The sequence below is a fragment of the Pseudomonas sp. IT-P74 genome (assembly GCF_949768175.1).
In the GTDB taxonomy this organism is placed as follows: Bacteria; Pseudomonadota; Gammaproteobacteria; order Pseudomonadales; family Pseudomonadaceae; genus Aquipseudomonas.
The window spans coordinates 398,649-411,836 of sequence record NZ_CATKQD010000055.1; the positions used below are offsets into that span (position 1 = coordinate 398,649).

15 protein-coding genes are annotated in these 13,188 nt (G+C 60.0%); 11 read left to right on the forward strand and 4 right to left on the reverse strand.

Going from position 1 to position 13,188, the window contains the following annotated elements:
- Positions 1 to 34: 34 nt before the first annotated feature.
- Positions 35 to 625, reverse strand: a complete 591-nt coding sequence (locus tag ACM6J5_RS22255; RefSeq protein ID WP_095945230.1) for a cysteine hydrolase family protein — start codon at positions 623 to 625, stop codon at positions 35 to 37.
- Positions 626 to 863: 238 nt separating this feature from the next.
- On the opposite strand from ACM6J5_RS22255, the gene prmB reads away from it, so the two are divergent.
- Complete coding sequence (gene prmB / locus ACM6J5_RS22260; RefSeq protein WP_414929349.1) at positions 864 to 1,772, forward strand: 50S ribosomal protein L3 N(5)-glutamine methyltransferase; 909 nt, start codon at positions 864 to 866, stop codon at positions 1,770 to 1,772.
- Positions 1,773 to 1,899: 127 nt separating this feature from the next.
- Here the strand turns inward: prmB and ACM6J5_RS22265 are convergent, their stop codons facing one another.
- Positions 1,900 to 2,691 (reverse strand): hypothetical protein, encoded by a 792-nt coding sequence (locus tag ACM6J5_RS22265; protein ID WP_095945232.1) that lies wholly within the window; start codon positions 2,689 to 2,691, stop codon positions 1,900 to 1,902.
- A gap of 99 nt (positions 2,692 to 2,790) precedes the next feature.
- On the reverse strand, positions 2,791 to 3,789 hold the full coding sequence (locus ACM6J5_RS22270; RefSeq protein WP_095945233.1) for an alpha/beta hydrolase: 999 nt from the start codon (positions 3,787 to 3,789) through the stop codon (positions 2,791 to 2,793).
- 83 nt (positions 3,790 to 3,872) lie between these two features.
- Between ACM6J5_RS22270 and aroC the strand changes: the two genes are divergently transcribed.
- The 5 genes from aroC to mtnC are packed head-to-tail and all read left to right on the forward strand — an operon-like array spanning position 3,873 to position 8,008.
- On the forward strand, positions 3,873 to 4,964 hold the full coding sequence (gene aroC / locus ACM6J5_RS22275; protein ID WP_414929350.1) for a chorismate synthase: 1,092 nt from the start codon (positions 3,873 to 3,875) through the stop codon (positions 4,962 to 4,964).
- A 29-nt stretch (positions 4,965 to 4,993) separates the two neighbouring features.
- Positions 4,994 to 6,145 (forward strand): MFS transporter, encoded by a 1,152-nt coding sequence (locus tag ACM6J5_RS22280; protein ID WP_414929351.1) that lies wholly within the window; start codon positions 4,994 to 4,996, stop codon positions 6,143 to 6,145.
- Positions 6,142 to 6,762, forward strand: a complete 621-nt coding sequence (locus ACM6J5_RS22285; protein ID WP_414929352.1) for a methylthioribulose 1-phosphate dehydratase — start codon at positions 6,142 to 6,144, stop codon at positions 6,760 to 6,762. The genes ACM6J5_RS22280 and ACM6J5_RS22285 overlap by 4 nt, the downstream gene beginning before the upstream one ends.
- A 12-nt stretch (positions 6,763 to 6,774) precedes the next feature.
- Entirely contained in the window at positions 6,775 to 7,320 is a 546-nt protein-coding gene (locus tag ACM6J5_RS22290; RefSeq protein WP_414929353.1) for a 1,2-dihydroxy-3-keto-5-methylthiopentene dioxygenase, read from the forward strand.
- A gap of 4 nt (positions 7,321 to 7,324) precedes the next feature.
- On the forward strand, positions 7,325 to 8,008 hold the full coding sequence (gene mtnC, locus ACM6J5_RS22295; RefSeq protein ID WP_414929354.1) for an acireductone synthase: 684 nt from the start codon (positions 7,325 to 7,327) through the stop codon (positions 8,006 to 8,008).
- Between the two features lie 33 nt (positions 8,009 to 8,041).
- On the opposite strand, the gene ACM6J5_RS22300 is transcribed toward mtnC, so the two are convergent.
- Positions 8,042 to 8,320: a DUF3509 domain-containing protein gene (locus ACM6J5_RS22300; RefSeq protein ID WP_095945239.1), complete on the reverse strand. Its 279-nt coding sequence runs from the start codon at positions 8,318 to 8,320 to the stop codon at positions 8,042 to 8,044.
- Between the two features lie 357 nt (positions 8,321 to 8,677).
- Here ACM6J5_RS22300 and ACM6J5_RS22305 point away from each other — a divergent pair, with 357 nt between their 5' ends.
- The 5 genes from ACM6J5_RS22305 (at position 8,678) to speE (ending at position 13,175) form a co-directional block, all read left to right on the forward strand.
- On the forward strand, positions 8,678 to 10,516 hold the full coding sequence (locus ACM6J5_RS22305; protein ID WP_095945240.1) for a long-chain-acyl-CoA synthetase: 1,839 nt from the start codon (positions 8,678 to 8,680) through the stop codon (positions 10,514 to 10,516).
- 97 nt (positions 10,517 to 10,613) lie between these two features.
- The gene (locus tag ACM6J5_RS22310) at positions 10,614 to 11,132 is read left to right on the forward strand and encodes an ankyrin repeat domain-containing protein (RefSeq protein WP_414929355.1); all 519 of its coding nucleotides are present in this window, start codon (positions 10,614 to 10,616) and stop codon (positions 11,130 to 11,132) included.
- Between the two features lie 111 nt (positions 11,133 to 11,243).
- Positions 11,244 to 11,774 carry a hypothetical protein gene (locus ACM6J5_RS22315; RefSeq protein WP_095945242.1) on the forward strand — a complete coding sequence of 177 codons (531 nt, stop codon included), beginning with the start codon at positions 11,244 to 11,246 and terminating at the stop codon, positions 11,772 to 11,774.
- Positions 11,775 to 11,854: 80 nt separating this feature from the next.
- Positions 11,855 to 12,046 (forward strand): PLD nuclease N-terminal domain-containing protein, encoded by a 192-nt coding sequence (locus ACM6J5_RS22320; protein ID WP_046042941.1) that lies wholly within the window; start codon positions 11,855 to 11,857, stop codon positions 12,044 to 12,046.
- A gap of 253 nt (positions 12,047 to 12,299) precedes the next feature.
- A complete protein-coding gene (speE, locus tag ACM6J5_RS22325; RefSeq protein WP_095945243.1) occupies positions 12,300 to 13,175 on the forward strand; it encodes a polyamine aminopropyltransferase in 876 nt (291 codons plus the stop codon).
- Positions 13,176 to 13,188 lie beyond the last annotated feature (13 nt).

Genomic DNA, 13,188 nt, shown 5'->3' on the forward strand with positions numbered 1-13,188 from the left:
TGAGCGGCGTTCCAGGCCGCTCATTGAGCGTCGATCAGATCAGTTCACGGGTTAGCGCGAGGGTGGCGAAGTTGTCGCCCATGATCGCCATTTCCGTCTGATGAACGTGTGCGGCACTCAGCACGCCGCCCTTGTAGGGCAGGTCGCGGGTGGCGCAGGCGTCCTCGACCAGGGTGCAACGGAAGCCCAGGTTCTTGGCGGCACGCACCGTGGTGCTGACGCTGGAGTGGCTCATGAAGCCGCAGACGATCAGGTCAAGGGCGCCGAGGTCTTCCAGGCGTTTTGCCAGTTCGGTGCCGTGAAAAGCGCTTGGCAACAATTTGCCGATGACGGTTTCATCGCCCTGTGGCTCCAGGCCCGGAATGAACTCTCCACCTACGCCCTGGGGGTTGAACAACCCGCCGAGTGTACCGAGGTGGCGCACATGCACGATCGGCCGGCCGGCGGCGCGGGCAGCGGCGAGCAATTGCTTGATGTTCGCGACAGCTTCATCCATGCCGCTCAGGGCCAGGGGACCGCTGAGGTATTCTTTCTGGGCATCGATGATGACCAGCGTGGCATGGCTCAGATTGGCCGCTGCATAACCGCGGCCGCTGAGTTGAAACATCGTTTTTGGAACAGACATTCTGGGGCTCCTTGGAGTGGGGCTTTTGCGCCATTGTCCTCTGGCTGAGCGGTTCTGTGAATCGCTACGATCACAGGTGCCGTCGTTGCTGGCCTGTAGCCTTGTCAATAGTCACGTTTTGTTCAATAGCCTGGCGAAAAAATGGATAACTCCTACATTTGAATCGGTAGTTTCCTGCGTCGTCGTGACGTCGTTTGACTGGTAGAATCTCCCGTCGATTTTTCTGGAGTTTGCCGTCGTGATCACTTCCCGCCTTCGCACCCTGCGTGACCATATCCGTTGGGCCGTCAGCCGCTTCCATGGGGAGGATCTGTTTTTCGGCCATGGCACTGACAATGCCTGGGACGAAGCCCGGCAATTGGTGTTGGGTGCACTGCACCTGCCGTGGGAAATCGCCGACAGCTACCTCGACTGCAATCTGGAAGAAGAGGAAGTGGTTCACCTGCAGCTTTTGCTCAAGCGCCGTATCGAAGATCGGGTGCCGACCGCTTATCTGCTGGGCGAGGCCTGGTTCTGTGGCATGTCGTTCATCGTTGATGAGCGTGTGCTGATCCCGCGCTCACCCATCGGTGAGTTGATCGAAAACCGCTTTACCCCGTGGCTGGCTACCGAACCTGCGCGGATTCTCGATCTGTGCACCGGTTCCGGTTGCATCGGCATCGCCTGCGCCTACGAATTCCAGCATGCCGAGGTGGTGTTGGCGGACCTGTCGTTCGAAGCGCTGGAGGTGGCCAATCAGAACATTGAACGCCATGGTGTCGACGAGCGCGTGTACACGGTGCAGGGCGACGGTTTCGAGGGTTTGCCGGGTCAGCGTTTCGACCTGATCGTGTCGAACCCGCCCTACGTCGATGCGGAAGATTTCGCCGACATGCCGGATGAGTACCAGCACGAACCGGAACTGGGCCTGGCCTGCGGCGATGACGGTTTGAACCTGGTGCGGCGCATGCTCGCCGAAGCGGCGGATCATCTGACCGAGAAGGGCCTGCTGATTGTCGAAGTGGGCAACAGCCAGGTGCACGTCGAGGCGTTGTACCCGGAAGTCGACTTCGCCTGGCTGGAGTTCGAGCGTGGTGGCCATGGTGTGTTCATGCTGAGCGCGCAGCAATGCCGGGAGCATCAGGCGCTGTTTGCTTCTCGCGTTTAACCCCCCCTGTAGGAGCGAGCCTGCTCGCGATGGACTAAAGGGCGACGCGTTTTTCCAGAAAACACGCGCCATCGTTAACGACCATCGCGAGCAAGCTCGCTCCTACAAGAAATGACCGCACCGCCGATCAACGGTGCGTGGCAATCCAGATCAACAACCCCGCCTGAAACACCGCAAACGCCACCAGGCAGGTGATGGTGAATCGCAGCCCGGCGTCTTCGCGTTTGTACTTGCTGACTTTCTCTTCGTGTTTCTTGAGTTTGACTTCCTGCTCGGCCAGGTTCTGCTCGGCTTGCTGGAGCATCTGCGCCGCCTCGAGAATTTCCACGACCTGCAGTTTTTCGCTGTTCCAGTCGCCAGAGAGGTCGCCGACCTTGACCGGCTTGACGCTGCCTTTCAAATGCTGGGCATCGGCATACACCACGTCGAACCCATGCACGCGCAAAAAATGATCGCGACGCAGGCGGGTGTCTTCGTTCAACGCGTCCTTGTTGTTCAGGTCAAAGCCGTCGACGGTGTAGGTCGGCCAGCGCTTTTTCGCCCAGTTGATGCCCTGGGCCGCCATGAATCGGCCAATGCCACGGTTCAGCGGTTCGATTTGCAAGCCGCTTTGCGGTCCGAAATGCACGCGTTTTTCGGCGTGATCGACCCACACGTCCAGATGATTCTGTTCCTTGCGCACGCGCTGGCCGGGCAGGGTGATGCTCATGCGCATCAGGCTGTGCGCCTTATCGTTGCGCTCGGCATAGCCGAACTCGACAAAGCGCAACGGGCGCCCGCCGGTGTTGCGGTCAGTTTGCAACGGCGCCAGACGGAGCATCTTGTGATGCTCGACGTGGACGTCCGCCCAGGGCAGCTCGACCGCTGGCGGTGCGTCTTTTTCAGCGCTGGTGTCGGGTGAAGTCTGGGTGTCAGTCATAACGGCGAGATCCTGTCCAAGCTCAGCTTGTCGCCAACCAATGTGTTGGCGACAAAGGCTTATCGGCCGTTTTTCCCAGGACTGGAGGGTAAAGAGGGGTTAACTGGCACGAAGTCCGTCAATAAACCCGAGGATTCGCGTGCCCAGTTCCGCCGCCAGGGGCAACTGCGGGTCTTTATAGGAGGCCATCTGGCGTTTGACGTCGTTGGGCACGATGCGCATGACGTGGTTCATGCCCTCGATCAGCGCCAGTTCGGCGTCCGGCTTGGCCGCCTTGAGCAACCTTGCGTCATTGACACCGACCTGGATGTCGTTGCTGCCCTGGATGATCAGCGCCGGCATCTTCAGCTTGGCAAACGCCGCGGCCGGGTCCTGGCGGAACAGGGAAATCAGGTAAGGCTGCACACTCGGGCGGAAAATCGCCTGCAAGGGTGGCGGCACATTGTCGTCGGGTTTCCCGGCCTTGAGGCTGTCGAGCAATTCATTGCTGCGCAGCATCAGCGGTTGTGGCAGGCGGTTGCCCAGTTGCTCGCGAATGACCTGATCCACCGGCCTTGCGCTGCCGGAGACAGAAATCACCGCATCGGCATCGATATCCGGCGCAGCGAGGCTGGCGACCAAAGCGCCTTCGCTGTGACCCAGCACGATCAGTTGGCCGAAACGCGGATCGGTCTTGAGCTTGCGGCCCCAGGCCTGTGCATCGGCCACGTAGGCTTCCACCGTCAGGTTGCGTTCATCCGGGGTCGCCGCCAGGCTCGCGGCCACGCCGCGCTTGTCGTAACGCACGCTGGCGATGTTGTGTTTGGCCAGCACCCAGGCCAGGCGCTTGAGGCTGTCATTGCGCCCGCCGTCGGTATTGTTTCCGTCACGGTCCGTAGGGCCGGAGCCGGAAATGATCAGCACAACCGGCACCGGATTGTCGGACTTTGGCAGCAACAGCGAGCCGAAAAGCTCGCCGGTGCCCGTATCCAGTGTGATCGGTCGTTGCAGGACAGTCGCCTGGGCGAAGCCGGAAATCAGGGTAAGGCTCAAGGCTAGAACTCGCAGCATCATCGCGCCATCATCCAGAAGATGCCAGTTGGACTCACCGGCACCCATAAGGTTCGAGGATGAACTACTTGGGTAGCCTGCGTATACTGGCGCGCATTACGTATTCAGGTTCATTTCACGGAGCGTCCTGCATGTCCGGCAATACCTACGGCAAGCTGTTCACTGTCACCACCGCGGGCGAAAGCCATGGCCCGGCGTTGGTCGCCATTGTCGATGGCTGCCCGCCGGGGCTGGAGATATCCCTGGAGGATCTGCAGCGTGACCTGGACCGCCGCAAGCCCGGCACCAGCCGCCACACCACCCAGCGCCAGGAAGCCGACGAAGTCGAAATCCTCTCCGGCGTGTTCGAAGGCCGCACCACTGGCTGCTCGATCGGCCTGTTGATCCGCAACACCGACCAGAAGTCCAAGGACTACTCGGCGATCAAGGATCTGTTCCGCCCGGCTCACGCCGACTACACCTACCACCACAAATACGGCGAGCGCGATTATCGCGGCGGTGGTCGCAGCTCGGCCCGGGAAACCGCGATGCGCGTGGCTGCAGGCGCGATTGCGAAAAAATACCTGGCCAGCCAGGGCATTGTCATTCGCGGCTACATGAGCCAGCTGGGGCCGATTGAAATCCCGTTCAAGACTTGGGATTCGGTAGAAGAGAACGCGTTCTTCAGCCCGGATCCGGACAAGGTGCCGGAACTTGAGGCCTACATGGACCAGTTGCGCCGCGACCAGGACTCGGTCGGTGCGAAAATCACCGTGGTCGCCGAAGGCGTGATGCCGGGCCTGGGCGAGCCGATCTTCGACCGCCTCGACGCCGAACTGGCCCATGCGCTGATGAGCATCAACGCGGTCAAGGGCGTGGAAATCGGCGCCGGTTTCGCCAGCGTCGCCCAGCGCGGCACAGAACATCGCGATGAAATGACCCCGCAAGGTTTCCTCAGCAACAACGCGGGCGGCATTCTCGGCGGCATTTCCTCCGGTCAGCCCATCGTTGCGCACCTGGCGCTGAAGCCGACGTCGAGCATCACCACGCCGGGCCGTTCCATCGACATCCATGGCAACCCGGTGGAAGTGATCACCAAGGGCCGTCACGATCCGTGCGTGGGCATCCGCGCCACGCCGATTGCCGAGGCGATGATGGCCATCGTGTTGATGGACCACCTGCTGCGTCACCGTGGGCAGAACGCCGATGTGCGTGTGAGCACGCCGGTGCTGGGTCAGCTGTAAATGGTTGACTTCATGGTCGCAGCCGTCTGATGGCGACTGCGGCGCTCCCGTACTGGCGGCTCTCCAGTTTCTATTTGTTCTATTTCGCCTTGCTCGGTTCGACAGCGCCGTTCCTGGCGCTGTACTTCGATCACCTGGGTTTCAGCGCCGCGCGGATCGGCGAGCTGGTAGCGATCCCGATGCTGATGCGTTGCGTGGCGCCGAATATCTGGGGCTGGCTGGGCGACTACACCGGTCGGCGACTGGCAATCGTGCGCTTCGGCGCGTTGTGTACGCTGCTGACCTTTTCGCTGATTTTCGTCAGCAAGACCTACGCCTGGCTGGCGATGGTCATGGCCTTGCATGCGTTCTTCTGGCACGCGGTGTTGCCGCAGTTCGAAGTCATCACCCTGGCGCACTTGCAGGGGCAGACCTCGCGCTACAGCCAGATTCGCTTGTGGGGCTCGATCGGTTTCATCATCACCGTGGTCGCGCTGGGCCGTTTGTTCGAATGGCTGAGCCTGGACATCTATCCGGCGGCGCTGGTGCTGATCCTGGTCGGCATCGTGGTCAGCAGTTTGTGGGTGCCTAACGCGCAACCGATTCAGGGTGAACGGTTGACCGGGGAGGGATTTCTCCAGCAACTGCGCAACCCTGGTGTGTTGGCGTTTTACGGCTGCGTGGCACTGATGCAGATGAGTCACGGGCCGTATTACACGTTCTTGACCTTGCACCTCGAACACCTGGGTTACAGCCGGGGCGTGATCGGCATGCTCTGGGCCGTTGGCGTGGTGGCCGAAGTGTTGATGTTTTTGGCCATGAGCAAGATCCTCGCGCGGTTTTCCTTGCGCCGGGTGCTGATGGCGAGTTTTCTGCTGGCGGCGCTGCGCTGGTTACTGCTCGGATCGTTGGCCGAATTTTTGTGGGTGCTGTTGTTTGCCCAGGTATTGCACGCGGCGACGTTCGGCAGCTTTCACGCCGCTGCCATTTCATTCGTGCAACGTAGCTTCGGTGCGAGCCAGCAAGGTCAGGGCCAGGCGCTGTATGCCGCGTTGGCCGGCACCGGTGGTGCGTTGGGCGCGTTGTATTCCGGCTACAGCTGGAATGCCCTCGGCGCGGCATGGACATTTAGTATTGCCAGTCTCGCAGCCGTCGCGGCTGCCGTTATCATTGCCACACGTATGCAAGAGGACAGGCCATGAGCCTTACCCGTGAACAACTCGCCCAGGAAATCATCGACGCCGGGCGTTTTCTGTATGGCCGCGGCTGGTCGCCGGCCACCAGCAGCAATTACTCGACCCGCCTGTCGCCGACCGAAGCCTTGCTGACCGTCTCCGGCAAGCACAAGGGACAACTGGGCATGGGCGATGTGCTGGCCACTGACCTGTCGGGCAGCAGCCTGGAACCGGGCAAGAAACCGTCCGCCGAAACCCTGCTGCACACCCAGCTCTACAGCTGGCGCCCGGAGATCGGTGCGGTGCTGCACACCCATTCGGTGAACGCCACCGTGCTGTCGCGCCTGACGCCGCAAGACTTCATCGAGTTCGAAGATTACGAGCTGCAAAAAGCCTTCAGCGGTGTGACGACCCACGAATCCCGGGTGCGCGTGCCGATTTTCGACAACGATCAGGACATTGCGCGCCTGGCCGCCAAGGTGCAGCCTTGGCTGGACGCCCATCCCGATTGTGTCGGCTACCTGATCCGTGGTCATGGCCTGTACACCTGGGGCGCGCGCATGAGCGACGCCCTGCGGCAGATCGAGGCCTTTGAATTTTTGTTCGAGTGCGAGTTGAAGACGCGCTCCATCTTGTCCCGTTAAGGAGTTGCCCTGATGAGCAGCCTGTCCGTCTATCACGTCTCCAGCCCTGAAATCCCCAACAAGGTGCTGACCCATCTCGAAGACATTCAGTCGACCCTGGCCGAGCAGGGCGTGCGTTTCGACCGCTGGCAAGCGGCGGCGAAGATCCAGCCGGGTGCCACTCAGGAAGAAGTGATCGCCGCCTACCAGGAGCAAATCGACCAGCTGATGACCGAGCGAGGTTACGTCACTGTCGACGTGATCAGCCTCAACAGCGATCACCCGCAAAAAGCCGAACTGCGAGCCAAGTTCCTCGACGAACATCGTCACGGCGAAGATGAAGTACGATTTTTCGTTGCCGGCCGTGGCCTGTTTACCCTGCACATCGACGATTACGTCTACGCGGTGCTCTGTGAGAAGAACGACCTGATCTCGGTGCCGGCTGGAACCAAGCACTGGTTCGACATGGGCGAACATCCGCATTTCGTCGCGATCCGTCTGTTCAACAACCCGGAAGGCTGGGTCGCCAACTTCACCGGCGAAGACATCGCCAGCCAATTCCCGCGTCTTGAGGACTGAGTCGATGCCGATCAAAGCGATTCTCACCGATATCGAAGGCACCACCAGCGCGGTGAGTTTTGTGTTCGACGTGTTGTTTCCTTATGCCGCGAAACACCTGCCGGATTTTGTCCGTCAGCACGCCGAACGCGCCGATGTGGCGGAGCAACTGGCTGCCGTGCGCCGCGACAGCAACGAACCGAACGCCGACGTCGAGCGGGTCATCGAGATCCTGTTGGGCTGGATCGCTGAAGACCGCAAGGCCACGCCGTTGAAAGCGTTGCAGGGCATGGTCTGGGAGCAGGGCTATCAGGCCGGGCAATTGAAGGGGCACGTGTACCCGGACGCCGTTGAAGCGCTCAAGCGCTGGCACCGGGACGGCTTTCAACTGTTTGTTTATTCGTCCGGTTCGATCCAGGCCCAGCGGTTGATCTTCGGCTGCTCGGAGGCGGGGGATCTGACGCCGCTGTTCAGCGGCTATTTCGATACCACTTCGGGCCCCAAGCGCGAGGCCCAGTCCTACGCCAACATCAGCCAGGCGATCAACCTTGAGGCGGGGCAGATTCTGTTTCTGTCGGACATCGTCGAGGAGCTCGACGCGGCGCGCACGGCGGGGATGGCCACGTGCGGGCTGGCTCGCGAGGGTGGAGAGCTGGCAGGGCATGTCACCGTGGACAGCTTTGCGCGGATCAATCCTGCTGCCTTCTAAGCACTACACAATTTGTATTTTTTCCGCATTTTTTTACAGCGAGTGATAAGTCGGCAGGGCAAACCGTTGCTGGCTCTGCAGCATGGAAATCTGCGGCAGTTCACTGGCTTGTTCGGCGAGGTCGCGGCGAATCGCACTGATCACCCACGTCAGTTGGTCGCCATTGTGCAATTGCTGATAGGAAATCGAGCGCTTGAACACTTTGCCTTCGCCGCCGCTCAGGGTCAGCAGGATCCCACCGTCGGGACGGTCCTGGGTGGTGACTTCGAAGTTTGAGAACAGGGACGAAAATTTTTCCTGAATCAGGTTCATGTCTTTCAGCTCCGTTGGCTCTTGAATGGCAAGCATACGGAGAGGGTTGCAGTGATTGTGCCAGCCTTGTTTTTTTGTAAATCAACTTATAAAACAACAGGTTAGTATCTGTGGTGATTTTTGCTTTCGTGCATTCTGCATGAACGGCCGTCGTGCATCCTGCATTTTGCGCGGTCGTTCGGCGCTTCGATGGAACCATTGCGTGTGCGGGGGTTCACGATTGGCCCTGTATCAATCGCAGATCAAGATCGCAGATACAAAACATTTCAAAAACCGCGTGTACAGCTCAAGAACCGTTGACGTATTTTCGGGCTCAGTCATCGCAGCCCGACAATAAAAAGATCGAACGGGAGCATCATGAGTCGCACGTCGAACGACACGATTACCTGGAGCATGATGCTCCGCAAGTTGCCTTCCATCGCCAAGGCCATCCCTCGGGTGGTGAAAGGCATGAAGGCCGCCAACGTCAAGGACCCGACCCAAGCGTGTGGTTTGGGCTGGAGTTTCGAGCAAGCCACGTTGCGCAACCCGGATGGTCCGGCGCTGTTGGAAGGTGACGTAACGCTCAGTTACTCCGAGGTCAATCAATGGGCCAATCGCATCGCCCATCATCTGATCGGCCAAGGCATCGGCAAGGGTGATGTGGTGGCGGTCTTCATCGAGAACCGCCCGGAACTGCTGGTGACGATTCTGGCGGTGGCCAAGGTCGGCGCGATCAGTGCACTGCTCAATACCTCGCAAACCCGCGATACCCTGGTGCACAGTGTGAATCTGGTGGCGCCGGTGGCGATCATTGTCGGTGAGGAGCTGGTCCCGGCGTACCTGGCGGTGCGTGACCGGGTGTCGATCAAGGCTGACCGAACCTGGTTCGTCGCCGATCAGGACACCTCGCGCCAACCGGGTATCGCGCCTGAAGGCTTCATCAACCTGATGACCGTCAGTCTCGACGACGCCAGCGACAACCCGGCCAGCAGCCGGCAGGTTTTCTTCGACGATCCCTGCTTTTATATCTACACCTCGGGCACCACGGGGCTGCCCAAGGCAGGCGTGTTCAAGCACGGACGCTGGATGCGCAGCTCGGCGAGCTTCGGAATGATCGCCCTGGACATGCGCCCCGACGATGTCGTCTATTGCACCTTGCCGCTGTACCACGCCACGGGCCTTTGCGTGTGTTGGGGTTCGGCCGTCAGTGGGGCCAGCGGGTTCGCCATCCGCCGCAAGTTCAGCGCCAGTCAGTTCTGGAACGACGCGCGCAAGTACCGGGCGACCACCATCGGTTATGTCGGCGAACTGTGCCGCTACCTTGTCGATCAACCGCCCAGCGCCGACGACAGCCGGCACGATGTGAAGAAAATGATCGGCAACGGCTTGCGTCCCGGCGCCTGGAACGAGTTCAAGACCCGCTTTGCGGTGAATCACATCTGCGAGCTGTACGCCGCCAGCGACGGCAACATCGGTTTCACCAACATACTCAATTTCGACAACACCATCGGTTTTTCCCTGATGTCCTGGGAGCTGGTCGCGTACGACCATGACAGCGGCGCGCCGATTCGTCAGGCCAATGGCCTGATGCGCAAGGTCGCCAAGGGCGAGCAGGGGTTGTTGCTGGCAAAAATCGATGACAAGGCACCCCTGGACGGTTACACCGATCCGCAGAAAACCGCCAAGGTCGTGCTTGAGAATGTGTTCGAAAAGGGCGACCGTTATTTCAACACCGGCGACCTGTTGCGCAACATCGGCTTCGGGCATGCGCAGTTTGTCGACCGCCTGGGTGATACCTACCGCTGGAAGGGCGAAAACGTCTCGACCACGGAGGTCGAAAACATCCTCCTGCAACACCCGCTGATTTCCGAAGCCGTGGCCTATGGCGTGGAGATCCGCAACACCAATGGCCGGGCCGGGATGGCGGCGATCACTCCCGCCGAATCCCTGGCCACCCTGGACTTCAGTGAGCTGCTGGCCTTTGCCCGCGAGCAAATGCCGGCCTATGCGGTGCCATTGTTTCTGCGGGTAAAAGTGAAAATGGAAACCACCGGAACGTTCAAATATCAGAAGACCCGACTCAAGGACGAGGCCTTCGACCCGGATAAAACCGGCGATGATCCGATCTATGCCTGGCTGCCGGGGACCCAGACCTACGTGCAGGTCACCGAGCAGTTGTTGTCCGACATTCACGGCGGCAAGTACCGTTATTGAATCTGGCTATGGCGGCCGATGAGAAAAAACAAGTGACAGTGCCGGGGGCGCTCGGGAAACTGTCGGCTTTTACGAATGACAGAAAAGGGAGTGCCCAATGTCAGACAAAAGCCGCCAGATGACCCCCGAAGAAGCCGCCGAATTCACCGAACAGGTATTCAACAAGGCACGGGAGGGCGATGCGGCGATGATGGCCGCGCTGCTGACCAAGGGTTTGCCGCCGAACCTGCGTAACCACAAGGGCGATACCTTGCTGATGCTGGCCGCGTATCACGGCCATGTGGACACGGTAAAAGTCCTGCTTGAGCTCAAGGCCGATCCGGAGATCCGCAACGACAACGGCCAGAGCCCGATTGCCGGCGCCGCCTTCAAGGGCGACCTGGCGGTGATCAAGGCCTTGGTCGACGGCGGCGCCCAGGTTGAAGGCTCGTCCTTCGATGGCCGCACGGCGCTGATGATGGCGGCGATGTTCAACCGCGTCGAAGTGGTCGATTACCTGATCAGCAAGGGCGCCGACCCGAAAGCCAAGGACGCCAATGGCATCACTGCGTTGGAAGCGGCTAAAACCATGGGCGCTTCCGATACCGTTGCACAGCTGGAAAAACTGCTGGGCTGACGCTGAGCCCTGTGGCGAGAGGGCAAGTCCCCTCGCCACAGGTCCGCATTTCTTTTATTAATGCGCTATCCTTCGCGCCCTCAAAATTCACCTCGCTACAGGATCCTCCCCATGAAAGCCGCACTCGTCGAACTCATCAGCAAAATCAGCTCCGGGTGCATGGGCGAAGACGAAATCCTCAAGGTCGCGGACGAAGCGGCCCAGGCCTACGCCGATCCCGAGGCTTTTCTGACGGCCAATCCGGACATCAACTACGACGAAACCTTCCCGATCCCGCTGGGTGAGTGGGTGGTGGTCGGCAGCCTGCCGGAAACGGTGCTGTTCCAGGCTGACACCTACATGGACCTGTTCGCACAGATCGTCGCCTCGTTCGGCCCGGGGGTGGAGTTCAATCTCAAGCCCAAGCAACTGGCCAAGACCGAAGCCCTGACCGCGCTCAACCGTATCCAGGTGCAGATGAGCAGCATGAATAAGGAAAACGGTGGTTACACACTGATGAACTTCAGCCAGTTGCTTGATGACGAGTTGCAGGTGGTCCTGGTCTACGGCAATGACGTGCCACGGGTGCTGGAATTGTGTACTGAAGTCGGCATCGCAGCCGCGCCATCCCTGGAAGCCCTGAAAGTAGCGGTCCACGTCTGATCCAGGCACGGTCAATAAAAAAGAATCCTCGCGACGACCGTCTATCCTGAGGGGGCATATCACTCTTTGGGAGCGTCACCATGGGTTCCACGTTCAACAGCCTGGTTGCCTTGATCATTTTTGTCCTGGACATCTGGGCCATCATCAACGTCTTCAAAAGTAGCGCCGAGACCGGGATGAAAATCCTCTGGGTGCTGCTGATCGCGCTGTTGCCGGTGTTGGGACTGATCATTTGGGCCATCGCCGGGCCGCGGGGCAATGTCAAACTCTGAACCGGCAACACTGAACCTGTGGGAGCGAGCCTGCTCGCGAAGAACGATGACGCGCAGCCACTGAAACACCGCATCGCCTGCTTCGCGAGCAGGCTCGCTCCCACAATGTTCTGCGGGTACTTCGATGACGAAGGTTCGACCTGTCATGTTCCGCGACGTAGAATGCGCGCCTTTCCCGGTCAATCGAGACGCTCGATTGGCCATCATGGGCGGGTAACCGTCCGTTGCCACCGCATTCATCGGAGCACTTCCCATGAGCAACACCCCGACCAGCGACTACCTGGAAACCCTCTACGAAGGCTACGGCCAGCGTTTTCGCATGGAAAAACTGCTGCACGAAGTGCGCACCGAGCACCAGCACCTGGTGATTTTCGAAAACCCGCGCATGGGCCGGGTGATGGCGCTGGACGGCGTGATCCAGACCACCGAAGCCGACGAGTTCATCTACCACGAAATGCTCACCCACGTGCCGATCCTGGCGCACGGTGCCGCCAAACGCGTGCTGATCATCGGCGGCGGTGACGGCGGCATGTTGCGTGAAGTGGCCAAGCACCGCGGCGTCGAGCACATCACCATGGTCGAGATCGACGGCACCGTGGTCGACATGTGCAAGGAATTCCTGCCGAACCACTCCAAGGGCGCGTTCGATGATCCACGCCTGAACCTGGTGATCGACGACGGCATGCGTTTCGTCGCTACCACCACTGAAAAGTTCGACGTGATCATTTCCGACTCCACCGACCCGATCGGACCGGGTGAAGTGCTGTTCTCGGAAAACTTCTACCAGGCCTGCCACCGTTGCCTGAACGAGGGCGGCATCCTGGTGACCCAGAACGGCACGCCGTTCATGCAGATCGAAGAAGTGAAGACCACCGCCGGCCGCCTGCGCAGCCTGTTCCCGGACTGGCACTTCTACCAGGCCGCCGTGCCGACCTACATCGGTGGCTCGATGACCTTCGCCTGGGGCGCCACCAATACCGCTTATCGCAAGTTGTCCCGCGAAACCCTGCAACAGCGCTTCGCGGGCAGCGGCATCGTCACCCGCTACTACAATCCTGAAATCCACATCGGCGCCTTCGCCTTGCCGCAATACGTGCTGCAGGCGGTGAACAAGCCAAGCAACGATTGATGGGTTGAAACAC